This window comes from Billgrantia gudaonensis, from assembly GCF_900100195.1.
Classification (GTDB): Bacteria; Pseudomonadota; Gammaproteobacteria; order Pseudomonadales; family Halomonadaceae; genus Halomonas; species Halomonas gudaonensis.
This window is the reverse complement of the sequence record NZ_FNES01000004.1, coordinates 27,648-50,129: the sequence shown is the minus strand read 5'-3', so window position 1 is coordinate 50,129 and position 22,482 is coordinate 27,648. Positions and strand designations below refer to the sequence as shown.

The window sequence follows — 22,482 nt, the reverse complement described above, 5'->3', positions numbered from 1 at the left end:
TGACGATGCCGCTCAGAGACGGGAACTCGGTGGATGGCCGAAGCGCCGGCGAAACGCCGTCGCGAAGTTGGTGGCGTGACGGTAGCCGCAGAGATGTGCCGTTTGCTGGACGCTATAGCCCTCGGCGAGGTAACTGCGCGCCTTGGATAGGCGGCACTCCTGCAGGTAGCCGAAGACGGAGCTGCCGTAGGCGCGACGGAATTTATCACGCAGTGTGCTGGGGCTCATGGCGGCCAGCTTGGCCAGCTCGGCCAGGGAGTGCGGGTGCTCGGGGGTGTCGTGGAGAACTTCGCGCACGGTTTCGAGGCGCTGACGCTCACAAGGGTTCAGCGACCGATCGGCCGGAGAGGTGGCGGGAAGGCCGTGAGCCAGGAGCTGAAGGCTCAGGCCTTCGATCAGCAGCGAGTGGCGGGGATCCTGGCGTTCCACCTCAAGGTTCGACTGGGCTGCAGTGAGCAAATAGGGTGGCAATTGCCAGGTATGCATCAGCGGTGTTTCACCCCCCAGTCGCGGTGCCAGAGCCGGGGACTCCTTGGCCAGCGAGCTCAGCGCCACCGGGCCCAGCGACAGGTTGAGCGTTCTCAGCCGTTGCCCCGGTGCCTGGATGGCATGCAGCCGCGTACGCTCGCCCAGCCGTGCCGTCATCGCCGAACCCGGGTTGAGCAGGGCATGCCGGTCGCCAAGGCGTACGCCGACCTGACCTTCCAGCACCATGACCAGGAATAGCGGCGAGGGGCGCAAGGAATCCGATTCGTAGCGATGCAGCACCTCGAGGCAGGAATCCGTCAGCCGCATGTCCGGTCGCAGTTCGAACTCCGTGACGTCGCCGGCGACGACGGCTTCCGGCTGCATGCTTCGGGTAACGGAGGCGCTCGGAAACCGGTAGCGGATGCCGAAACGCCGGCCGAACTGGCAGAGGTCTTCGGCGGTGAAAGGACGGGCAGAGCGCATGGCAGTCATGACCAGTCTCCTTGCATGGCCTCCTCATGGACGTGTGCTGCCGGTCGAACCAACCGACTTGGCCACCCATGAGCGGCCAAGTCGCTATCGGTGTGTGGCCTTTTCAGTACTCCAGCGACCAGCTCAGCGTGTAAGTGCGACCGCGTCCCTGGTAGTCGTAGAGGTACTCGGGGCCAAATCTAGGTGAGTAGAAGCCAGCGGCGCGTTGTCCCCAGGGCGTCGAATACTGCTCGTCGGTCAGGTTCTCCACGCCTAGGCTGATCTTGCCGAAGTCGGTACGCTGGCTGCCGATGAGATCCAGGGTAGTATTGCCCTCGATTTCGTCACCCTGATAGTCCGCGTAGTCCCAGGAGCGGTTGGCCTGCAGGCGCAGCGAACGGGTCATGTCCGACCACTGGGCGTGAAGCGTGGCGGTGTGCTGCGAAGGATAAGGGTCTACGGTGATGCCGCGTTTCTCCCACTCGCCGTCGATTTTCTGCTCCGACCTCAAAGCGTGGAGTGTGCCACCAAATTGCCAGTGATCTCCCAGGAACCGTGTGGCGGAAGCTTCGAGACCGTAGTCACGGCGCTTGTCATCGCGTTGGACGATATTGAGATTATCGTCTGGTTCTATGGTGGTGTTGGACCACGAATAATAGGCAGCCGCTTGGGTCAGCCAACGGCTCCCCTGATAGCGCCATCCCAGCTCCACTTGGCGAGTCTTGATTCCATCGAGAGGGTTGTCGCTGACGCTCTGCCCAGGGTGTCCATAATATTTGGAGGGGTCGGGAAGGTCGAACCCTTCGCTGTAGCTGGTCCAGGCCTGGTGACCATTCTCGAAATCATAAAGCGCACTGACGTTATACAGCGTGACGTCGTAATCGCTCTTTCCACCCTCGGCAAGTGACTGGCCACTCGGCTGGAAATCATCGATTGCGACATCCATGTGCTGGCGGCGGATGCCGGCCCCAAAGGTCCAGTTGTCGGTGGGCTGCCATTCGCTCTGCACGAATGCCGACAAGCCATCGATCTGGAAGCCCGGGTAGCGCGGTTCGACACGCTCCTCTTCGTGCACGAGGCCACCAGTCGCATCCGTGGTGTCGTCGTCGAAATACATCTGGGTGGCATCGAATTCCTCGCGGTCGATGTCCACGCCATAATCCAGGCTGACGTTACCGGTGATATCCGATGACATCAGCATCTTGAGTCCGCTGAGGGTCGTGTTCTGTTTGGATGTGGTGAAGTAATAGCTTCCATCCGAGTCGGGGTATGGGAATGGGTGAAAACTCGACTCCTCTTCGCGGTGATAGGCCTGGAGATAGAGATCCTGGCCGAAGACGTTCGCATGATGGTAGTTCACATTCAGCATGCGCCTGTCGGTCAACGGTTCTCGGTCGGCCGAGAACCCTTTGCGGATTTCTGCATCTTCCAGGTTGGGAGTGCTCGAGTCGAGATTCGGAAAGTAGACCCCGTGATCGCCTTCGTAACCGGATTCATAAAGCTGGGCTTTCAGATCCAGTGTCTGCTCTTCGCTGAGACGAAATGTCAAGTTGCCCAGGATGTCGATGGAGCGGTTGCCCTGAAGGTCGGATTGGGCAATGTCTGGGAAAATTTCGTCTCCCTTGGCATCGTAGTGTCGGCCGTTATCCGCATAGGCTACGCCAATGCGCCCCGTGACGAAGTCATTGCCCCCGCTGGCGGACTGGGCGACTCGATGGTCGAAGTCGTTGCTATTATTGAAACCGGTCGTTACTCCAGCCGCACTCTCCCAACTCGGGCCGCCTGCCTCTCCCGTTTTGGTAATGATGTTGATGATGCCGCCGGTAGCGCCGCCGCCGTATAGGCTGCTGGCGCCCGAAAGCACCTCGACGCGCTCGATGTTGAAGGGATCGATGGAATCGAATTGCCGCGACAGACTGCGCGAGTTGTTCATCGAGACACCATCGATGAGAACCTGGACGCTACGGCCACGCATGTTCTGCCCAGCATTGGTACGACCCTGTGGGCCGAAGTCGAGGCCGGGAACCAGTTTGCCCAGGGCGGTTTTGAGGTCGACACCGGTGCTGGTTTGTTCCCTCAATTGCTCGCCCTCGACTATCTGGGCGGCACTGGGAACCTGGTCGATCTGGGTTGGCGTGCGGGAGCCGATCACGACCATGGTGTCTTCAGCCTCATCGGCATGACTGCTCAAGCTGACCGCGCTGGCCAGTAGTACCAAGGTAGAGGATGTCGTTCGTTTCATGATCGTCAGCGGTTTCCTAAGCGGCTTGTGTGAACCTGCCGCGTAGGATATCGCTTACACGATAAATATCAATGATAACGATTGACTTTAATTTGTGACGATATCGTCGGCCACGGGTATGTCGTGCTGACGGCAGGTGGCGCGCAGGGTGTTGAGCATCAGGCAGGCAATGGTCATGGGGCCGACGCCGCCGGGCACTGGCGTGATGGCGCCGGCCACTTCGCTGGCCGTGACGAAGTCCACGTCGCCGACCAGGCGCGTGCGTCCGTCGCTTTCGATCCGGTTGATTCCCACATCGATCACCGTGGCGCCGGGCTTGATCCAGTCGCCGGTAACCAGGCGAGGCCGCCCCACGGCGGCAACCAGAATGTCGGCCTGGCGGCACAGGGCTGCCAGGTCCTGCGTGCGTGAATGGGCAATGGTGACGGTGCAGTGCTGCCTCAGCAGCAGGTGAGCCATGGGTTTTCCGACGATGTTGGAGCGGCCCAGTACCACTGCCCGTTGACCGCTCAAGTCGCCATGATGATGTTCGAGCAGCATCAGGCAGCCCAAGGGGGTGCAGGGGATCAGGGCGTTGCCGTGGGTGGCCATGAGTCCCGCATTGAGCGGATGAAAGCCATCGACGTCCTTGTCGGGATGGATGGCCCGGATCACCCGCGAGGCATCGATTTGCGGGGGCAGGGGAAGCTGAACCAGGATGCCGTGGACCTGCGGGTCGTGGTTGAGCTGTTCGATCAGCGTCAGCAGCGCTCGGTTGTTCACGCTGTCGGCCAGGCGGTGAACGAAGGAGTTCATGCCGATGGCTTCGGCCCGGACTTGCTTCTTGCGTACGTAGCGCTCGCTGGCTGAATCGCCACCGACCAGAACCACCGCCAGTCCGGGAGTGATGCCCTGACGCTGACGCAGCGGCGCGAGCCGTTCCTCGATCGCGTTGCATAGGGGCGCGGCCAATTTCTCTCCATCAATCAGCTTTGACATGCACGGCTCCTTGACTGGGCGAAGAGCAACGGTCGGGCGGCCATGGGGGAAGACGCGCTGCTCGGGGTGGAAGCGCACCGCTCGTGATAGCGGAACGTGGATGCGCCGACTATCGGACAAGGTAATTCCCCACGGAGGTCGTACATGTCCGCGGACGACGTACGGCGTCGCTGGCGCGACGTGACGGCGGCGCGGCTTCCATCGAATCGGGGGATGGCGCTTTGCGATATGTCGGCGTCGCTGGCGTTCATGTGGCGGTGAAGGGTGCCATCTACGCTGCAATCGCAGCCCGGCGAAATCCAGGCCGAACCGGACGGAATGGCGTCCGGCAAGGAGGCGCGATGTATGCGGTGAGACGTTGGGTGGTACGCCACGCACGGGGTTTCGAGCGACTCTACCAGGCCTTCGAGCCGCTGTTGGTCAAGCTGCATCCGGTCTGGCGTCGCATCGGTTATGACAGGGCGGAAGCCCCGGTCGCGGCCGTGGAGAAGGGCGTCAAGGGCGTGTTGTTCGATTGCCGGATGTGCGGCCAGTGCGTGCTCTCGTCGACGGGGATGTCATGCCCGATGAACTGTCCCAAGAACCTGCGCAATGGCCCCTGCGGCGGGGTTCGTCAGGACGGCGGCTGCGAGGTCGTGCCCGAGATGCGCTGCGTATGGATCGACGCCTGGGAGGGCAGTCGCCGCATGCGCTACGGTGACCGCATCCAGGTGGTTCAGGAGCCGGTGGACCATCGTCTGCAGGGCAGCTCCTCCTGGCTGCGAGTGGTGCGCGAGAGGGCCGAAGAAGCCCGTCAGTCGTCGCAAGGCGGAGCCGAGACATGAAGTTCGACGATGAGCCCGTGCCCGGCTACTCGCTGCCCATCCTGCCGGGGCACGTCTCGCCGGGGCGGCTGGAGCGCGTGCTGCGCGCCGGAAAGTTCGCCGTCACCAGCGAGATCGATCCGCCGGACTCCGCCGATCCGGCCGAAGTGCTCAAGCGGGCGGCGATCTTCGATGGCTACGTGGATGCGATCAATGCCACCGATGGCTCCGGCGCACACTGCCACATGTCCAGCGTGGGGGTCTGCTCGCTGCTGACCCGGGTGGGTTATGCCACCATCCTGCAGATGTCGTGTCGCGACCGTAACCGCATCGCCATGCAGGGCGAGATCCTGGGTGCGGCGGCCATGGGGGCCTGCAACCTGCTGTGCCTGACCGGAGACGGCGTTCAGGCCGGCGACCACCCCCAGGCCAAGCCGGTGTTCGACCTCGATTCGATGTCGCTGCTCGAGATCGCCCGCGGCATGCGTGACGAGAGTCGTTTTCAGAGCGGGAGGCGGATCGAGCTACCGCCGCGCATCTTCCTCGGCGCTGCCGAGAATCCCTTCGTGCCGCCGCAGGCGTGGCGTCCCCACCGGGTGGCCAAGAAGGTGGCTGCCGGCGCGCAGTTCATCCAGATGCAGTATTGCTTCGACGTGCCGCAGCTCAGGGATTTCATGAGCGGGCTGGGCGACCTGGGCCTGCTCGAAGGGCCGGAACGGGTCTTCGTCTTGCCGGGTATCGGGCCTTTGGCCTCGGCGCGCAGCGCGCGCTGGATTCGCGACCACGTGCCCGGCGTGCACATTCCCGATGCGGTGATCGCGCGTCTCGAGGGGGCCCGCGACCAGAAAGAAGAGGGCAAGCGTCTGTGCATGGAACTGTTGCATCAGATACGCGAGATCCCCGGCGTCAGCGGTGCCCACATCATGGCCTACCGACAGGAGCACAGCGTGGCCGAGATCATCGAAGCCACCGGCGTTCTGGAGGGCCGAGTACCCTGGTACCCGGGACGAGACGATCCGTCCGAGCGCAATCCCGAATCCCCCGAGGCATCGCCGGAAGCCGAACCCCTCCAGGGTTGATGGTGCGTCGTCGGGTGTCGCCGAGGCAGTCCGCCCTACAACTGCGGCTCGCGAAGGCTTAGAATGCCGCCACTTCTCCATTCACGCAGGGTGCCGGTGTTCGCCGGCACCGCACAGACGGCGATACGCAACCCCATGGCGGACTCCTCTACCCTGGCCCGGGAAGTCGGGCTGCGACGCACCTTCGCGATCATCTCGCACCCCGACGCGGGCAAGACCACCATCACCGAGAAGATGCTGCTGTTCGGCAATGCCATTCAGCTCGCCGGTTCGGTGAAGAGCAAGCGCGACGACCGGCATGCCACCTCAGACTGGATGAAGATGGAGCAGGAGCGCGGGATCTCGGTGACCACCTCGGTGATGCAGTTCCCCTACAATGGGCGCATCGTCAACCTGCTCGATACCCCTGGCCACGAGGATTTCTCCGAGGATACCTACCGCACCCTGACGGCGGTCGATTCGGCGCTGATGGTGATCGACGGCGCCAAAGGCGTCGAGGCACGCACCATCAAGCTGATGGACGTCTGCCGTCTGCGCACCACGCCGATCCTCACCTTCGTCAACAAGCTCGACCGCGAGGTGCGCGACCCCGTGGAGGTGATGGACGAGGTGGAGGAGGTTCTGAACATCCAGTGCTCGCCCATGACCTGGCCCATCGGCATGGGGCGTCGTTTCAAGGGCGTCTATCACCTCTACAACGACGTGATCCACCTCTATACCCAGGGTCAGGGCAACCGGATTCCCGAAGACAAGCGCATCGAGGGGCTCGACAACCCAGAAGTCGACGAAGTGCTCGGTGAGGATCAGGCCGAGGAGCTGCGCATGGAGGTGGAGCTGGTACGCGGGGCTTCCCACGAATTCGACCTGGAAGCCTACCGCCGCGGCGAGCTGACGCCGGTCTATTTCGGCACCGCCATGGGCAACTTCGGGGTGCGCGAGATGATGGATGGGTTCGTGGAGTATGCACCGACACCGCAGCCCCGCGAAACGGATGCTCGTACCGTCGAGGCCGAAGACGATCGCTTCACCGGCTTCGTGTTCAAGATCCAGGCCAACATGGACCCCAACCATCGCGACCGCATCGCCTTCCTGCGCGTCTGCTCGGGCAAGTACGAAAAGAACATGAAGATGCGCCACGTGCGCATCGGCAAGGACGTCAAGATCGCCGATGCCTTGACCTTCATGGCTTCCGACCGCTCCCACGTGGAGGAAGCCTGGCCCGGCGACATCATCGGCCTGCACAATCACGGCACCATCCAGATCGGCGACACCTTCACCCAGGGCGAGAACATGCGCTTCACCGGCATTCCGCACTTCGCGCCGGAGCTTTTCAAGCGCGTGCGCCTCAAGGATCCGATGAAGATGAAGGCGCTGCAGAAAGGCCTGCAGCAGCTCTCCGAGGAGGGCGCCACCCAGGTGTTCATGCCGCTGGACAACAACGACCTGATCCTCGGCGCCGTGGGTACGCTGCAGTTCGACGTGGTCGCCCACCGCCTCAAGGAGGAGTACAAGGTCGACTGCATCTACGAGGGCGTGAACGTGCACACCGCGCGCTGGGTCTACTGCGACGACGCCAAGAAGCTCGAGGAGTTCAAGCGCAAGGCGAGCACCAACCTTGCCATCGATGGCGGCGGCTACCTGACCTACATTGCCCCGACTCGGGTCAACCTGCAGATGACCCAGGAGCGCTGGCCGGAGATCCGCTTCCAGCCGACCCGTGAACACTGACCAACCGGGCTTCGCCCGGAGCCACGAGCCGTGAGCCGAGGGCGACGAGCTGGAAGTCGCAAGATGTCACCGACGGTGCATCCTACTGCCGAAGCCCGAAGCCCGAAGCCCGAAGCCCGAAGCCGCCCATGCTCATCGACGCCCACTGCCATCTGGATCTCCCCGATTTCGACGCCGACCGCAAGGCAGTGATCGAGCGGGCCAGGGCGGCGGGCGTCGGCCACTTCGTGGTGCCGGGCACGACGTGCAAGCGCTGGGCGAACGTGCTGGCGCTGGGCGAGCGGAGCGATGTCAGCGTCTGTCTGGGATTGCATCCCTATTTCGTGGACGAGCACCGTGACGGGGATCTCGTGGCGCTGGAACGTGCCCTGGATGAGCATGCGGAGGTGGTTGCAGTCGGCGAGTGCGGCATCGACGCGCGCTTCGCGGACAGCTGGGATGCCCAGTGGATTCTCTTCGATGCTCAGCTGCGCATTGCCAAGGCGCGCGATCTGCCCGTGGTGATCCACTGCGTGCGGGCCAACGACCAGGTGGCCAAGCGGCTGCGCCAGCTCGACTTGCCGGCGGGCGGGTTGATCCACGCTTTCGCAGGATCTCCCGAGCAGGCGCGCCAGTTCCTCGACCTGGGTTTCGTACTGGGGTTGGGCGGCGCACTGACCCATGCACGAGCCAAGCGCCTGCACCGCGCCGTGGCGAGCCTGCCTGACGATGGCTACGTGCTCGAGACCGACAGCCCCGACATGCCGCTCGCCGGCCACCGGGGTGAGCGCAACGAGCCGGCCCGTCTCACCGAGGTGTGCCGGGCGGTCGCAGCGCTGCGCGGGCAGGGCGAAGCGCAGGTGGCTGAGGAGAGTAGCGCTACGGCACGGCGTTCGTTCAGGCTGACGTGAACCACCTTCTCGCGTCAGCCGCTGCCATCAGAGCTGCTCTGCCAAGGCCTCTGGATCCAACCGCTCGACGGGGTAGGGCAGCTTCAGCAGCTTGAGTGCCTGGCCGTCGACGCTGAGCGGACCGATCTCCTCCTTGGTGCTGAGCACGGCGAGAATCTCCGCTTGGCCATAGGCGTCGAGTTCGGCGGCGAGCACTTCGCCCTGGGCCTTGTCGTTGGCATCTCTCACCGCCGCGCCGGGTTCGGGCAGGCGATCGCCCTCCAGCTGGGCGCGGTACAGCCGCTTCTTCACCTGGCCACGGAAGTGGGCACGCGCCACGACTTCCTGGCCGGTATAGCAGCCCTTCTTGAAGCTGATGCCGCCCAGCGCTTCCCAGTTGATCATCTGCGGCAGCAGGGCGTCCTGATGGTGCGGCGTCAGCCAATAGAGCCCGGACTGGATGTCGTGCAGACACCAGGCGGCGTTGCCTACCAGAGTGGCTTGGGCCGTCAGCTGCCGTACGATCTCGACGGCCCGTTCCTCGGGCAAGCAAGCCAGAATGCGAGGCCGGGGCCCAGGGTGCGTTACCACCTGCAGTTGCTCGTTGCCGGCCTGGTGCCATAGCGACGGCGGGACGACATCGAAGTGCACCTCGGCCAGTGCTCGTGCTTCCACGCCGATCAGGCCGATCAACGCCAGGTCGTGGCGAGGTTCGAGTTCGGCCTTGTAGAAGGCGGCGAATTTGTCGAGGTGCTTGGCAAGGGGAGCGACCAGGCCACGGTGCAGCAGCAGCCGATAGTGTCCCTCGGCGATGCGCAGCAACTGGGCATTGGCCAGCATGCGCCCCTTGGGCGTGCAGAAGCAGGTGAGGGGGGCGTAGTGGCCGTCGGCCAGGCTGAGCTGGGCGCTGGTCTGGCCTTGCAGGAACCGTTCGGCATCGGCGCCGTACACGTCGAGCACGCCCAGATGGGCGAGGGGAGTCACCACGCTGGCGTCCAGGGCCTGCCGGGCCGGGTCGGGGTGGTCGAATGTCACTCGGTCCTCGCCGGTACGACGACCGTCGAGGGTTTCTATCCAGTCGCTCATGCGTCGGCTCCCGTCATCGGTTCGGAATACGCCAGTTGCGAGGTGCAACCTCAATCATTCTGATATGCGGGCGGTCGGCGGCCAATGCAAGCGACTGCCTGACGAGAAACGGGCATGCTAGACTGTTTTCTTCACGCAATACGGGCATCGCGGAGTCTGGCCATGTCACACCAGTCGCTTCACTTCAAGGGCGTCGAGAACGCCGCTCAGGTCAATCGCATCACCACGGCACTGATGATGCTCGATGGCGTCGAGAGCGTCGAGGTGGGACGGCATGGCGCCGAGGTCGAGGGGCGGGTGACGCGTCAGGCCTTGATTCGGGCGGTGCACGCCCTCAAGTTGCCCATCGATGTCGAATGAGCCAGCCGAGACCCGCATGAAAAAGAGCATTGCAGTCACCAGCGAGCGCAACCACGTCTTTCGTCAGCGCGTCGAACTCGACGGCTTCGACGAGATCTATGTCGACGTACCCGAGGCTTATGGCGGTGAAGGGTCGGCGCCTGACCCCCACGATTATTTCGATCTGTCGCTGGGTGCCTGCAAGGCGATCACCGCACAGATGTATGCCCGGCGCAAGCAGTGGCCGCTCGAGGGCATCAGCGTTACGGTCAACCGTGACGACAGCGAGGAACGCAAGGGCCTCTATCGACTCGAAGTGGTGATGTCCTTCTACGGCATCGATGACCCGGAGCAGCTGGCCCGGCTGGAGGAGATCAGCCACAAGTGCCCGATCCATCGTCTGATGACCAGCGCCACCGTCGAGGTCACCACTCGCACTGCCACCGAGGCCTGACACACCATGAGCAAGTCCTTTCGCCTCGAGTCGAAATTCCAGCCCGCCGGTGATCAGCCCTCGGCCATCGATGGACTGGTGGCGGGACTCGAGGCGGGGCTGGCTCACCAGACTCTACTCGGCGTCACCGGCTCCGGGAAGACGTTCACCATGGCCAACGTGGTGGAGCGGTTGCAGCGTCCGACCATCGTCATGGCCCCAAACAAGACGCTGGCGGCGCAGCTATATGGCGAATTCAAGGCCTTCTTTCCCGACAACGCCATAGAGTACTTCGTCTCTTATTACGACTACTACCAGCCCGAGGCGTACGTGCCTTCATCGGACACCTTCATCGAGAAGGACGCCTCGATCAACGACCACATCGAGCAGATGCGCCTCTCTGCGACCAAGGCGCTGCTCGAGCGCCGCGATGCGCTGATCGTGGTTTCCGTGTCGGCGATCTACGGTCTTGGCGATCCCGACCAGTATCTGAAGATGCGCCTGCATTTCACCCGCGGCGAGCTGATCGACCAGCGCACCTTTCTGCGCCGCCTGGCGGAACTGCAGTACACGCGCAACGACATGGACTTCAAGCGCGGCACTTATCGGGTGCGTGGCGATGTCATCGACATCTTTCCCGCCGACGCCGAGGACGAGGCGATCCGCGTCGAGCTGTTCGATGACGAAATCGATTCGATCCGCCTCTTCGACCCGCTCACCGGTGAGGTGCGTGGCCAGGTACCGCGCATGACCATCTACCCCAAGTCGCACTACGTCACGCCGCGAGAGACCATTCTGGGAGCCATCGACTCGATCAAGGCGGAGCTGGTCGAACGCCTGGAATGGCTCAGAAAGCACGAGCGGCTGGTGGAGGCGCAGCGCCTGGAGCAGCGCACCCTCTACGACATCGAAATGATGCTGGAGCTGGGCTACTGCAACGGCATCGAGAATTACTCGCGCTATCTCTCGGGACGCAATCCCGGCGAGCCGCCGCCCACCTTCTTCGACTATCTGCCCGACGATGCGCTGCTGTTCATCGACGAATCCCACGTCAGCGTTCCCCAGGTGGGCGGCATGTACAAGGGCGACCGCTCGCGCAAGGAAACGCTCGTCGAGTACGGTTTCCGTCTGCCCTCGGCGTTGGACAATCGCCCCATGACCTTCGAGGAGTGGGAGCGCATCTGCCCGCAGACGATCTTCGTCTCGGCGACCCCTGGCCCTTACGAGGCAGAGCACGAAGGGCAGCGGGTGGAACAGGTGGTGCGCCCCACCGGCCTGCTCGACCCGGAGCTGGAGGTGCGGCCGGCGTCGACTCAGGTCGACGACCTGCTTTCCGAGATTCGCCTGCGTGCCGAAGTGGGCGAACGGGTGCTGGTGACCACGCTCACCAAGCGCATGGCCGAGGATCTCACCGAGTATCTCGACGAACATGACGTGCGAGTGCGCTATCTGCACTCCGACATCGATACCGTCGAGCGGGTGGAGATCATTCGCGACCTGCGTCTCGGTCAGTTCGACGTTCTGGTGGGCATCAACCTGCTGCGCGAGGGGCTCGACATTCCCGAGGTCTCGCTGGTGGCGATCCTGGATGCCGACAAGGAGGGTTTCCTGCGCAACGAACGCTCGCTGATCCAGACCATCGGCCGCGCTGCGCGCAACGCTCATGGCAAGGCGATTCTCTACGGCGACCGCACCACCGACTCCATGCGCCGCGCCATGGACGAGACCGAACGGCGCCGGACCAAGCAGATGGCCCACAATGAGGAGCATGGCATCACGCCGACCACCGTGACGCGTTCGGTGGCCGACATCATGGAGGCCGGCCAGGCACCGGGGCGCAAGGGCAAGGGGCGCAAGAGCGAGCGAAAAGTGGCCGAGGGGGCGGCAGTGTACGACCCCAGCGATCTTTCGCCGACGGAGCTCGTTCGCGAGCTCACCCGGGTCGAGGACGCCATGCACGAGGCCGCTCAGAACCTGGAGTTCGAAGAGGCGGCGCGACTGCGCGATCGGCTGCATGAGCTCAAGGAGCGCCAGCTCACCCTGGGAGCCGTCTGACGGTACCCGAGGGGATCCGAGAGCAGACGCGTTGCCGGCACCCTGCGCCTGACTGCCTACCCAGTCTGTGTTTTATACCGTTATCTTCCTTCTCGCCCAAGCCAGGTTCACGTTCATTGGTGGAAAGGCTCTGCCGACAGGGCGGCCGGTGCGCTATAATCCGCCTTCGTTCGAGCCCGCCGCGCTGGCCACGATGCCGCTTCGAGAGCGGGCATGCCGAGAATGCCAAGGAGTTCCTTGCCAATGACCGTGATCCGCCAGGACGACCTGATCGACAGCGTCGCCGATGCCCTGCAATACATCTCCTACTACCATCCCAAAGACTTCATCGACGCCATGGCGGCAGCCTACGACCGTGAGGAGAACCCGGCGGCCAGGGACGCCATCGCCCAGATCCTGATCAACTCGCGCATGTGCGCCACCGGCCATCGGCCGATCTGCCAGGACACCGGCATCGTCACCGTCTTCGTTCACGTCGGCATGAACGTACGCTTCGAAGGGGACATGAGCCTCGACGACATGATCAACGAAGGGGTCAGGCGTGCCTACAAGCTGCCCGACAACGTGTTGCGCGCCTCGGTGCTGGCCGATCCGGACGGCAAGCGGACCAACACCCGCGACAATACCCCGGCGGTGATTCACCACAAGCTGGTGCCCGGCGACAGCGTCGAAGTACACGTCGCCGCCAAGGGGGGCGGCAGCGAGGCTAAGTCCAAGTTCGCCATGCTCAACCCCTCCGACAGCGTGGTCGACTGGGTCATGGAACAGCTGCCCAAGATGGGGGCCGGCTGGTGTCCGCCCGGGATGCTGGGCATCGGCATCGGCGGTACCGCCGAGAAGGCCATGGAACTCGCCAAGGAGTCGCTGCTCGATCCCATCGACATCCAGGAACTCCAGGCCCGCGGGCCGTCCAATCGGGCCGAAGAGCTGCGCCTGGAACTCTACGACAAGGTCAACAAGAGCGGCATCGGCGCTCAAGGGTTGGGTGGGCTGACCACGGTACTCGACATCAAGGTCAAGGACTATCCGACCCACGCCGCCAACAAGCCGGTGGCGATCATCCCCAATTGTGCTGCTACTCGCCATGCTCACTTCACCCTGGACGGCAGTGGCCCCGCCGCACTGCCGGCGCCCAAGCTGGAGGACTGGCCGGAGATCACTCGCGAGATGGGCGACGACGTAAAGCGCGTCGACCTGGATAGCGTGACCCCGGAAGACGTGCAGACCTGGCAGCCCGGCGACACCCTGCTGCTCAACGGCAAGCTGCTCACCGGCCGCGATGCGGCTCACAAGCGCATGGTCGACATGATCGCCAAGGGCGAGCCGTTACCGGTGGATCTCAAGGGGCGCTTCATCTACTACGTGGGCCCTGTGGACCCGGTGGGCGACGAGGTGGTCGGCCCGGCCGGTCCGACCACGGCGACTCGCATGGACAAGTTCACCCGTACCATGCTCGAGGAGACCGGTCTGCTGGGCATGGTCGGCAAGGCCGAGCGTGGCGAGGCGGCCATCGAAGCGATTCGCGACAACCGCGCGGTCTACCTGATGGCAGTGGGCGGTTCGGCTTACCTGGTCGCTCAGGCGATCAAGAAGGCAAGGGTGGTCGGGTTCGAAGACCTGGGCATGGAAGCCATCTACGAATTCGAGGTAGAAGACATGCCGGTTACCGTAGCGGTGGACAGTGAGGGTACCTCGGTACACCAGACAGGCCCGGCAAAATGGAAGGAGATCATCGCCGAACGCGCCTGATTGCGTCGTGTTCGTGGCGTTGCCCGCAGCGATGACCTCGCGGCCCCGTCATCTGGCGGGGCCGTTGCCGTTTGGGTATGCTGCGGATCACTGTCTTTCAGGGAGAGCGCATGACCTCCTGGCTGCTTGGCCTGGCGATCCTGGTGACCTACCTGCTGGGTATCGTCTCCGCCGTGATGGCTCTGATGTCCAGCCGGACGTCTCAGGGGGCCATTGCCTGGATCGTTTCGCTGGTGACCTTCCCCTACCTGGCAGTACCGGCCTACTGGTTCTTCGGGCGCCCCCGATTCTACGGCTATGTCTCGGCACGGGGCGAGCGCGATTCCGTACTGCGCCGCGTGCTGGCCCGCTATCGAGGGAGGGTCGACCCCTATCTGGCCGACCCCCGAGACCCGAATTCGCGCACCGTGGAACAGCTGGCCATGATGCCGTTGACGAGTGGCAATCGTGCCGAGCTGCTCATCGATGGCCAAGTCACCTTCGATAGCCTGTTCGCCGGTATCGAGGCGGCGCAGGAGTACCTGCTGGTACAGTTTTTCATCGTGCGTAGCGACGCGCTGGGACGCGAACTCAAGGATCGCTTGATTCACAGCGCCGAGCGCGGGGTACGCGTCTACTTCCTGTACGACGAGATCGGTAGCCGAAAACTGCCCGAGGGCTACTTGCGCGAGCTGGCCGACGCGGGCATCCAGGTCAGCCCGTTCCGGTCTTCCCGCGGCTTCAAGCACCGTTTTCAACTCAATTTTCGCAACCACCGCAAGGTGCTGGTGGTGGATGGCCATGCGGGATGGCTCGGCGGCTTCAATGTGGGCGTCGAATATCTCGGCCAGCATCCGCGACATGGGCCCTGGCGGGATACGCACCTCAAGCTGACCGGGCCCAGCGTGCTAGGGCTTCAGGAGGCTTTCTGGGAGGATTGGCACTGGGCGACAGGCGAGGTGATCGGGCTCAACTGGGAACCGCGCGTGATCTGTCCGGAGTCGCAGCACGTGGTGATCGTGCCGTCCGGTCCGGCGGACCGCCAGGAAACGGCCAGCCTGTTGATCCAGCATGCCATTCATAGCGCTCATGAACGCCTATGGGTGACCAGTCCGTATTTCGTGCCGGATCAGGGCGTGCAGGACGCCCTGCGTCTGGCAGCCATGCGCGGCGTGGACGTGCGGATCATGATTCCCGAGCATCCCGATCACCTGCTGGTATTTCTCTCGGCATTCGCTTTCCTGCCGGACATGGTTCGCGCAGGGGTCAAGATATACCGCTATCAGCCAGGCTTTCTGCACCAGAAGGTCATCCTCATCGACGACAATGCCGCCAGCGTTGGCACGGTAAATCTCGACAATCGCTCCTTCCGGCTCAACTTCGAGATCACTGCTTTCATTCCCGATCGCCGCTTCGCCGCCGAAGTGCGGCTGATGCTCGAGCGAGATTTCGCCGCCTGTCGACGCATCGATTACGACGAGCTCAAGAATCGACCGCTGTGGCGCAAGCTGGTGGCACGCGCCGCCTACCTGACCTCGCCAATCCAGTAGTCGCTTGGGTTCGCGTGGTTGCTGGGGTACATTAGTCGACGCTTGATGCCCGACGGGCACGGTTTCTCCTTCGTCAACGCCTGTCATCGGAGTCACGGTGAACCTCGAAACCAAATGGCTGGAAGATTTCGTGGCTTTGGCCAACAGTCGCAGCTTTTCCGCTTCTGCCCGTCAGCGGCATGTCACCCAGCCGGCCTTCAGTCGACGCATACGCTCGCTCGAACAGGCGGTGGGCGTGACCCTGGTGGACCGCTCCACCACGCCGGTGACGCTGACCCCCGAGGGGCAGCTGTTTCTGGTCACCGCGCGCAATCTGGTCGAGCAGCTCAACGAGTGTCTCGGGCACCTGCGCGGCCTCTCCATGGCCCGCGAGGCGCTGGACATCGTGGCGGCGCATTCGCTGGCGTTGAGTTTCTATCCACCCTGGATTTCCCGCCTTCAGGAGGGGCTCGGCGAGCTGCCTACGCGCCTGGTGGCCATGAACGTGGGCGAAGCGATTCACGTACTCCGCGAAGGCAACTGTGACCTGATGCTGGCCTACCACGATCCCTATGCCACCATGCAACTGGACGCCGCGGTGTTTCCTTCGTTTTCGATCGGGCAAGTCAAGATGGTGCCGGTGAGCCTACCCGGGCCGGACGGAGCGCCGCGCTTCAGTCTCGACAGCGAAGCGCCGATTCCCTATCTCGCCTATACCCAGGGCGCTTTCCTGGGACGCAGCGTGCGCATGCTGCTCAAGAACGATCCGTTGCGTCTGCGCCTGCGGACGGTCTACGAGACGGCGATGGCCGAAGGTCTGAAGGGCATGGTACTGCAGGGGGTGGGGCTGGCCTGGATTCCCGATTTCTGCATCCGCGAAGAGCTCAACAGCGGGCGCCTGGTGCGCGCCGGTGACGAGAAGTGGGACGTGCCGCTGGAAATCCGCCTCTATCGCTGTTCGCTGGTGCACAAGCCCGGCGTTGAGAAGCTGTGGCGGCAGATGATGAAGTTGCCTCGTGACTTCTTGCAGGCATAGATCGCCGGCGGTGGCTACGCTCCGCCGAAATCGGCGGGCAGGCCGAGGAAGTTCTGGATGATGAAGAAGTGATCCTCGAACAGGCTCTCGGGTTCGAGCTCGGCGAGCGGTACCCAGCGCGCATGATCCCCACCCTTGACCGGTTTGAGCCGCGGCAGATTCTGGTCCGGGCGTAGCGCGAAGTAGAAGGCTTCGGCCAGGGTTCGGCCGCGCCAGCTGCGGTGAGGCTCGTCGAACAAGCGCTGACCGCGCAGCGAGCCCTTCAGTACGGGTTCCGGTACCTTGAGGCGCACCCGCTCGCGCAGCTCGCGCAGGCAGGCATCGAGCAACCGTTCATGGGGATTGATGAAGCCGCCGGGGAGGGCGAGCAGGCCTTTGCCCGGAGCGGCAGTGCGCTTGACGAGCAGCACGTGACCCGATTGCACCACCACGGCGTTGACGGTGACGAAGATGGGCGGATAGGGAGCCTTGGCCCAGGCTTGGCGATATTGATCCAGCAATTGCTGCTCTTCGAGCAGCTGACGGTGAGCGTCGCCGTCGACGAAGTCGCGCAGCGCTTCGCAGACGCCGGGCGGCAGATCGTGGGTGGCGCCGGTGCTCAGGTAGTCCGCGGCGGAGGACGGCGAGCGAAACAGCCGCTCGCGGATCCGGCTGGCGGTGATGCCTTCCACCAGCGGCACGCTCACCGATTCCCACTGTGGGAAGAGCGATAGATAGTAGCTCGATTGGCCGCGGCTGGCGCCGATCAGACCGATGCGTGGCAGTCGTGCGTGGTGCGGACCAGCGATGTCGCGTACCTTGCGCTGCACGTCGCGTACCCAGACGTCGTTGTTGTAGAGCGCATCGAGCAGCGGCACGATGGCCAGGCGAGCGTTGTCGTCTTCGTCGAAGCAGCCACGCAGCATGGCCTGGCGTTCATCGAAGCGCCAGGGGTTGCGTAACGAACGCGCCTGCCATGCCGAGCCGACCAGGACGATCACCTGTCGTGCCTGGCGCAGGGCCTCGTGAATCACGGCGAGATGCCCCAGGTGCGGCGGCTGGAAACGACCGATGAATACCAGACAGTCGAATTCCGGGACCTCGGTGGGCATCGGCGCTTCCTTTACGGTGGCGTGAGTGGGCGACATTATGGCCGCCCGATTCGCATGCTGCAATGCGCCACATCGCTCGTCACGGCGTCGACCTCGGCGTGCCTGGCGAGCATGCCTGCAAGGAGAAACGGGAAATGGAGCGGCTACGCTTTTATTGGCAGGTAGCTCGCGATGCCGCCGCGCACTGGGTCAAGAGCAACGCCTTCAGTTACGCCGGTTCGCTGGCTTTCTACACGCTCTTCTCGCTGGCGCCGACGATGATCATCGCCGTCACGGTGGTCGGCGTGGTGCTGGGAGAGGAGGCGGCACAGGGGCAACTCGTCGCTCAGTTGCAGGAGATGCTGGGTCACGAGGCGGCGCTGGCCATCGAGCAGGCGGTGTCGGCTTCGCGCATCGAGGAGAGTGGTCTGTTGCCGAGCCTTCTGGGGGTTGGCGCTCTGCTGGTGGGGGCGACGGCGGTATTCGCCCAGCTTCAATTCTCGCTCAATACGCTGTGGGGCGTCACGGCTCGACCCAGCAGCAATAGCCTATTGATCTTCCTCAAGAACCGCCTGCTGTCGCTGCTCGTGGTGCTGGTCATCGGCTTGATCCTGCTGGTGACCTTGGTGCTCGGCGTGGTGGTTCGTACCGCGTTGCAACTGGCCGGCGAGCTGATTCCGTACTTCGGTTGGCTCACCCAAGGGGGGGAGTTGCTGCTGACCGTGGCCACCGCGACGCTGCTTTTCGCTGCCATTTTCAAGATCCTGCCGGACGTGGTGCTGGGCTGGCGAGACGTGGCGCTCGGTGCGCTCGTCACGGCGCTGTTGTTCACCGTCGGGCGCAGCCTCATTGCCACTTACCTGGCTTACACGGCCACTGCCTCGGCTTACGGCGCTGCCGGCTCGGTGGTGGTGGTCCTGCTGTGGGTCTACTACAGCTCGCTCATCCTGCTGTTCGGAGTCGCTCTGACGCGAAGCCATTTCGTGGTGAGCGGGCGAACCATCGTGCCGCGCAACATGGCGGTCGTGGTGCATCGCGAGCTGCGCGACGGCTGAACGGGGCGGCTCGTGCCGCCCCTGTGCGGTACGATCGTTGCCGGGGCTAGACGTCCAGACGCTCACGGGCCAACTGGTCGGCTATCGCCGCCGGGTTCGTGCCGGTGGACCTCGAGCGTGCGAAGATTTCGTCCAGGGTGTCGCCGATGCCCTCGATATGCCGCATGACGGCATCCCGCGAGGCCTGGCGTCGCTGCCGCCAGGCGATCTCGATCACGCCGCCGGCATTGGCCACGTAGTCCGGGGCATAGAGGATGCCCCGTGCTTGCAACCGATCGGCCATGTCCGCCGTGGCCAGCTGGTTGTTGGCGGCGCCGCAGACCACCTTGGCCTTGAGCCGGTCGATGACGCCGGCATCCAGCACCGCTCCAAGGGCGCAGGGAGCGAAGACGTCGACATCGGCATCGAAAATCGCTCCTGGATCCAGCGTCTCGGCCCCCAGTTCCTCGGCCAGGTTGACGAGGGGTTGGCGATTCACGTCGCTGAGCACGAGTCGCGCTCCGGCCTCGTGAAGTTGCCTGGCCAGGTGGGCGCCCACATGCCCCACGCCCTGGATGGCCACACGCAGTCCGTCGAGATCCTGGCGGCCCAAGCCGTGGCGCACGGCGCTGTTGAGCGCGCAGAACACGCCGCGGGCGGTGAAGGGAGAGGGGTCGCCGGAGTCGCCGGGCCGGCGGCCCAGGCCGCTGACGTGAGGCGTCGTCTCGTGGATGATCCGCATGTCCGATTCGCTGGAGCCTGAATCCTCGGCGGTGATGTAGCGTCCGCCCAGCGAGTCGACGAAACGTCCCATGGCGCGCAGTAGCTCGGGTGTCTTGTCGCGGCTCGGGTCGGCGATGATCACTGCCTTGCCGCCGCCCAGCGGCAAGTCGGCGAGCGCCGACTTGTAGGTCATGCCGCGAGACAGGCGCAGCACGTCGGTGAGGGCGTCGGCATCGCTGGCGTAGGGGAAAATGCGCAGGCCACCCAAGGCAGGGCCGCGTCGGGTATCGTGAATGGCGATGATGGCGCGCAGGCCACTCGTCTCGTCGCTGCCGAAGGCAACGTGCTGGTGATGGTCGAATTCGGGATGGTCGAAGACCGGCATGACGTGTCTCCCTCGTGAGGATGGCGTTGTTGTTGTGCCCGGTCAGGGCGCGAAGCCGGGTATGGCTTCGACGATGGCAACGGCCGGCGCTTGTGGCGCTGAGCCGTCTGGGAAAAGCTTAGAGCATCCGCACCCGGCCGGGAACCTCTGGCCGGGAAGGGATGGGTAATGCTAGAACGGGGCTGAATCCATCGGGAGGAGCTGCAATGAGCAAGCGTTGCGTCAAGGCCCTGGTCAGCGGCAAGGTGCAGGGCGTGTGGTTTCGGCGTGCCACCCAGGAACAGGCGCTGCAGCACGGCGTGACCGGCCATGCCAGGAACTTGCCGGACGGCCGGGTGGAGGTGCTGTTGTGCGGCGATGGTGAGGCGGTCAATCAGGTAGCCGCCTGGCTATGGAAGGGGCCGCCCAATGCCCGGGTCACCCACGTCGAGTTCGAACCCCTCGAGCCGCGTGACCCGGACAATTTCGTCACCTTGTGATGTGAAACGCTTACGCCAGCGTGTCGGCGATCCACTCCACCACGGCGTCGCCGTCCACTTCCAGGCAAGCCTCGACCAGCGGGGTCTGTGACCAGCGCGGGGCGATGAAGGTGCGCCCCTCGGGCGCGAAGACGGTCTGGCCTTCCGCCTCGCCGCGCGTCACTACGTTGAGGTGCCCCGGGGCGGTGGTGAACAGCTCTGGGCGCAGCAGCCAGGCGAGGGCGCAGCTATCGTGGGGGCAGCAGCCGTCGATGCCGAGGAACTCCCGGTAGAAGTCACGATAGAAGGCATAGCTGTCGGCCAGCACGCGGCCCAGCTCGCCCTGTCCGGCGGCGATGCGCGCCATGTGCGACTCGCTCAGCACGCACCGGTGGGTCACGTCCAGGCCGACCAGCGTCAGCGGCCAGCCCGCCGTCAGCACGCGGGATGCCGCATCCGGATCGTTGAACATGTTGGCCTCGGCCACCGGGGTGACGTTGCCGCCTTCGCGGATCGAGCCGCCCATGATCACCACGCGCTTGACCTTGTCGATGAGCGTTGGGTCGAGCTGTAGCGCGGCAGCCAGGTTGCCTACCGGCCCTACGGCCACCAGGGTCACCTCGCCGGGGCGCTCGTCGACGGTGTCGACGATGAACTGCGCGGCACTGCGCGGGTCGGCTCGGCCGGTCACCTCGGGCAGATCGATATCGCCGAGCCCGTTGGCACCGTGGATATGGGCCGGTGCCGGATGCCGTGCCTTGACCAGCGGCCCTGCCGCTCCCTGGGCGACCGGTACGTCGTCACGTCCGGCGAGCTGGGCGAGCAGCAGGGCATTGTGGGTGGCGGTGGTCACATCGACATTGCCGTAGGTGGTGGTCAGGCCGAGCAACTCGATCTCGGGATGGCGCAGGGCGATGGCAATGGCCTGAGCGTCGTCCACGCCAGGGTCGGTATCGAAGATGATGGAATGCGACACGCTGACTCCTTGTTCGTCGGAAGGTGCGAATGAGGGCGTCGGGATCAGCCGGGGAGACCGTCTCGCAGTGCCTGCTCGACGTCGTTCCTGCCGGGAATGCTCTCCGCGGCCCCGGGGCGCATGACGCCAAGGGCCGCGGCGGTGGCGGCCACTTCCAGGCAGCGGGGGACGGCATCGCCGGCCTGTCTTCGAGCCAGGAAATAGCCGATGAAGGTGTCGCCGGCGGCCGTGGTATCGACGGCCTCGACCGCCAGTGCCGGCTGGTGATGGCGGGCGGTGCCCTCCTGGTACCAGGCACCGTCGTGGCCCAGCGTCAGGACGGTGGCGGTATCGGGGAGACGTTCGCTCAGGGCATCCAGCAGCCGCTCGGCCGGTTCGTCTTGTGCCACGCCGGCCAGCCAGGCGGCTTCGCCGCGGTTGACGAACAGCAGGTCGCAGGCGGTCAACGGCAGCCGGTTAACCGCATCGCTCATCGGAGCCGGGTTGAAGGCGAGATTCACGCCGTGCTGGCGGGCCCGGGAGAATAGCTCGGGCAGGGCGCTGCACTCGTTCTGAGTGAGAATCCAGTCGCCGGGTTCGCAGGCATCGAGCAACGCCTCGATGTCGGTAGCCGTGAAGCCGTGATTGGCGCCGGGGAAGAGGATGATGGCGTTTTCGCCGCGGTCGTCGACCTGGATGATGGCGTGGCCGCTGGGAGCATCGACCAGTTCGGTGAAGGTGACGTTGACTCCGGCCCGAGCAAGGATGTCGCGTGCCCAGGCGTCCTGGCGGCTGATGCGTCCCCAGTGCGAAACTTCACCGCCGGCCAGGGCCATGGCCAGCGACTGGTTGGCCCCCTTGCCGCCGAGTCCGACGTGGTAATCGCTGCTTGCCAGGGTCTCGCCCGGGCGTACGAGGTGGGGGACGCGGTAGACGTGGTCGAGATTGATCGAACCGAAATTGTGCAGCATGGCCCGTTCCCTGGTTGATTGGCGTGCTGCCTCGAGTATCGA

20 protein-coding genes are annotated in these 22,482 nt (G+C 64.3%); 12 read left to right on the top strand and 8 right to left on the bottom strand.

Going from position 1 to position 22,482, the window contains the following annotated elements:
• Positions 1–12: 12 nt before the first annotated feature.
• From BLP96_RS06070 to folD, 3 genes are all read right to left on the bottom strand, one after another.
• The gene (locus tag BLP96_RS06070; RefSeq protein WP_089684187.1) at positions 13–960 is read right to left on the bottom strand and encodes a helix-turn-helix transcriptional regulator; all 948 of its coding nucleotides are present in this window, start codon (positions 958–960) and stop codon (positions 13–15) included.
• 103 nt (positions 961–1,063) lie between these two features.
• A complete protein-coding gene (locus BLP96_RS06065; RefSeq protein WP_089684186.1) occupies positions 1,064–3,181 on the bottom strand; it encodes a TonB-dependent receptor in 2,118 nt (705 codons plus the stop codon).
• Positions 3,182–3,268: 87 nt separating this feature from the next.
• Positions 3,269–4,159, bottom strand: coding sequence for a bifunctional methylenetetrahydrofolate dehydrogenase/methenyltetrahydrofolate cyclohydrolase FolD (gene folD, locus BLP96_RS06060; protein ID WP_089684183.1), 891 nt, complete (start codon positions 4,157–4,159; stop codon positions 3,269–3,271).
• 341 nt (positions 4,160–4,500) lie between these two features.
• Between folD and BLP96_RS06055 the strand changes: the two genes are divergently transcribed.
• From BLP96_RS06055 to BLP96_RS06040, 4 genes are all read left to right on the top strand, one after another.
• Complete coding sequence (locus tag BLP96_RS06055) at positions 4,501–4,983, top strand: methylenetetrahydrofolate reductase C-terminal domain-containing protein (RefSeq protein WP_089684181.1); 483 nt, start codon at positions 4,501–4,503, stop codon at positions 4,981–4,983.
• Positions 4,980–6,041, top strand: coding sequence for a methylenetetrahydrofolate reductase (locus BLP96_RS06050; RefSeq protein WP_089684179.1), 1,062 nt, complete (start codon positions 4,980–4,982; stop codon positions 6,039–6,041). The genes BLP96_RS06055 and BLP96_RS06050 overlap by 4 nt, the downstream gene beginning before the upstream one ends.
• Positions 6,042–6,176: 135 nt before the next feature.
• On the top strand, positions 6,177–7,769 hold the full coding sequence (prfC, locus tag BLP96_RS06045; protein WP_089684663.1) for a peptide chain release factor 3: 1,593 nt from the start codon (positions 6,177–6,179) through the stop codon (positions 7,767–7,769).
• A gap of 128 nt (positions 7,770–7,897) precedes the next feature.
• Positions 7,898–8,659: a TatD family hydrolase gene (locus BLP96_RS06040; protein ID WP_089684177.1), complete on the top strand. Its 762-nt coding sequence runs from the start codon at positions 7,898–7,900 to the stop codon at positions 8,657–8,659.
• A gap of 27 nt (positions 8,660–8,686) precedes the next feature.
• Here the strand turns inward: BLP96_RS06040 and ygfZ are convergent, their stop codons facing one another.
• Complete coding sequence (ygfZ, locus tag BLP96_RS06035; RefSeq protein ID WP_089684175.1) at positions 8,687–9,724, bottom strand: CAF17-like 4Fe-4S cluster assembly/insertion protein YgfZ; 1,038 nt, start codon at positions 9,722–9,724, stop codon at positions 8,687–8,689.
• Between the two features lie 162 nt (positions 9,725–9,886).
• On the opposite strand from ygfZ, the gene BLP96_RS06030 reads away from it, so the two are divergent.
• From BLP96_RS06030 to BLP96_RS06005, 6 genes are all read left to right on the top strand, one after another.
• Positions 9,887–10,084 (top strand): hypothetical protein, encoded by a 198-nt coding sequence (locus BLP96_RS06030; RefSeq protein ID WP_089684173.1) that lies wholly within the window; start codon positions 9,887–9,889, stop codon positions 10,082–10,084.
• Positions 10,085–10,100: 16 nt separating this feature from the next.
• Positions 10,101–10,517, top strand: a complete 417-nt coding sequence (locus tag BLP96_RS06025; RefSeq protein WP_089684171.1) for an OsmC family protein — start codon at positions 10,101–10,103, stop codon at positions 10,515–10,517.
• 6 nt (positions 10,518–10,523) lie between these two features.
• On the top strand, positions 10,524–12,551 hold the full coding sequence (uvrB, locus tag BLP96_RS06020) for an excinuclease ABC subunit UvrB (RefSeq protein ID WP_089684169.1): 2,028 nt from the start codon (positions 10,524–10,526) through the stop codon (positions 12,549–12,551).
• Positions 12,552–12,794: 243 nt separating this feature from the next.
• Complete coding sequence (locus BLP96_RS06015) at positions 12,795–14,300, top strand: fumarate hydratase (protein WP_089684167.1); 1,506 nt, start codon at positions 12,795–12,797, stop codon at positions 14,298–14,300.
• A 110-nt stretch (positions 14,301–14,410) separates the two neighbouring features.
• Complete coding sequence (cls, locus tag BLP96_RS06010) at positions 14,411–15,829, top strand: cardiolipin synthase (RefSeq protein ID WP_089684165.1); 1,419 nt, start codon at positions 14,411–14,413, stop codon at positions 15,827–15,829.
• A 97-nt stretch (positions 15,830–15,926) separates the two neighbouring features.
• Positions 15,927–16,844, top strand: coding sequence for a LysR substrate-binding domain-containing protein (locus BLP96_RS06005; RefSeq protein ID WP_089684164.1), 918 nt, complete (start codon positions 15,927–15,929; stop codon positions 16,842–16,844).
• Positions 16,845–16,858: 14 nt separating this feature from the next.
• On the opposite strand, the gene BLP96_RS06000 is transcribed toward BLP96_RS06005, so the two are convergent.
• Positions 16,859–17,935 (bottom strand): bifunctional nicotinamide-nucleotide adenylyltransferase/Nudix hydroxylase, encoded by a 1,077-nt coding sequence (locus BLP96_RS06000; RefSeq protein ID WP_089684162.1) that lies wholly within the window; start codon positions 17,933–17,935, stop codon positions 16,859–16,861.
• A 134-nt stretch (positions 17,936–18,069) separates the two neighbouring features.
• Here BLP96_RS06000 and BLP96_RS05995 point away from each other — a divergent pair, with 134 nt between their 5' ends.
• Entirely contained in the window at positions 18,070–18,969 is a 900-nt protein-coding gene (locus tag BLP96_RS05995; protein ID WP_089684160.1) for a YihY/virulence factor BrkB family protein, read from the top strand.
• Between the two features lie 46 nt (positions 18,970–19,015).
• On the opposite strand, the gene BLP96_RS05990 is transcribed toward BLP96_RS05995, so the two are convergent.
• The gene (locus tag BLP96_RS05990) at positions 19,016–20,056 is read right to left on the bottom strand and encodes a Glu/Leu/Phe/Val family dehydrogenase (RefSeq protein ID WP_089684158.1); all 1,041 of its coding nucleotides are present in this window, start codon (positions 20,054–20,056) and stop codon (positions 19,016–19,018) included.
• Between the two features lie 206 nt (positions 20,057–20,262).
• On the opposite strand from BLP96_RS05990, the gene BLP96_RS05985 reads away from it, so the two are divergent.
• Complete coding sequence (locus tag BLP96_RS05985; RefSeq protein ID WP_089684155.1) at positions 20,263–20,535, top strand: acylphosphatase; 273 nt, start codon at positions 20,263–20,265, stop codon at positions 20,533–20,535.
• A 10-nt stretch (positions 20,536–20,545) separates the two neighbouring features.
• On the opposite strand, the gene BLP96_RS05980 is transcribed toward BLP96_RS05985, so the two are convergent.
• Together BLP96_RS05980 and BLP96_RS05975 are read right to left on the bottom strand one after the other, a co-directional pair.
• Entirely contained in the window at positions 20,546–21,490 is a 945-nt protein-coding gene (locus tag BLP96_RS05980; RefSeq protein WP_089684153.1) for a nucleoside hydrolase, read from the bottom strand.
• 44 nt (positions 21,491–21,534) lie between these two features.
• Positions 21,535–22,440: a ribokinase gene (locus BLP96_RS05975; protein ID WP_089684151.1), complete on the bottom strand. Its 906-nt coding sequence runs from the start codon at positions 22,438–22,440 to the stop codon at positions 21,535–21,537.
• Positions 22,441–22,482: the final 42 nt, after the last annotated feature.

Bases quoted from the DNA above. Each gene is read 5' to 3' on its own strand.
- BLP96_RS06070 (WP_089684187.1), bottom strand. From the start codon at position 960: ATGACTGCCATGCGCTCTGCCCGTCCTTTCACCGCCGAAGACCTCTGC.
- BLP96_RS06065 (WP_089684186.1), bottom strand. From the start codon at position 3,181: ATGAAACGAACGACATCCTCTACCTTGGTACTACTGGCCAGCGCGGTC.
- folD (WP_089684183.1), bottom strand. From the start codon at position 4,159: ATGTCAAAGCTGATTGATGGAGAGAAATTGGCCGCGCCCCTATGCAAC.
- BLP96_RS06055 (WP_089684181.1), top strand. From the start codon at position 4,501: ATGTATGCGGTGAGACGTTGGGTGGTACGCCACGCACGGGGTTTCGAG.
- BLP96_RS06050 (WP_089684179.1), top strand. From the start codon at position 4,980: ATGAAGTTCGACGATGAGCCCGTGCCCGGCTACTCGCTGCCCATCCTG.
- prfC (WP_089684663.1), top strand. From the start codon at position 6,177: ATGGCGGACTCCTCTACCCTGGCCCGGGAAGTCGGGCTGCGACGCACC.
- BLP96_RS06040 (WP_089684177.1), top strand. From the start codon at position 7,898: ATGCTCATCGACGCCCACTGCCATCTGGATCTCCCCGATTTCGACGCC.
- ygfZ (WP_089684175.1), bottom strand. From the start codon at position 9,724: ATGAGCGACTGGATAGAAACCCTCGACGGTCGTCGTACCGGCGAGGAC.
- BLP96_RS06030 (WP_089684173.1), top strand. From the start codon at position 9,887: ATGTCACACCAGTCGCTTCACTTCAAGGGCGTCGAGAACGCCGCTCAG.
- BLP96_RS06025 (WP_089684171.1), top strand. From the start codon at position 10,101: ATGAAAAAGAGCATTGCAGTCACCAGCGAGCGCAACCACGTCTTTCGT.
- uvrB (WP_089684169.1), top strand. From the start codon at position 10,524: ATGAGCAAGTCCTTTCGCCTCGAGTCGAAATTCCAGCCCGCCGGTGAT.
- BLP96_RS06015 (WP_089684167.1), top strand. From the start codon at position 12,795: ATGACCGTGATCCGCCAGGACGACCTGATCGACAGCGTCGCCGATGCC.
- cls (WP_089684165.1), top strand. From the start codon at position 14,411: ATGACCTCCTGGCTGCTTGGCCTGGCGATCCTGGTGACCTACCTGCTG.
- BLP96_RS06000 (WP_089684162.1), bottom strand. From the start codon at position 17,935: ATGCCCACCGAGGTCCCGGAATTCGACTGTCTGGTATTCATCGGTCGT.
- BLP96_RS05995 (WP_089684160.1), top strand. From the start codon at position 18,070: ATGGAGCGGCTACGCTTTTATTGGCAGGTAGCTCGCGATGCCGCCGCG.
- BLP96_RS05990 (WP_089684158.1), bottom strand. From the start codon at position 20,056: ATGCCGGTCTTCGACCATCCCGAATTCGACCATCACCAGCACGTTGCC.
- BLP96_RS05985 (WP_089684155.1), top strand. From the start codon at position 20,263: ATGAGCAAGCGTTGCGTCAAGGCCCTGGTCAGCGGCAAGGTGCAGGGC.
- BLP96_RS05975 (WP_089684151.1), bottom strand. From the start codon at position 22,440: ATGCTGCACAATTTCGGTTCGATCAATCTCGACCACGTCTACCGCGTC.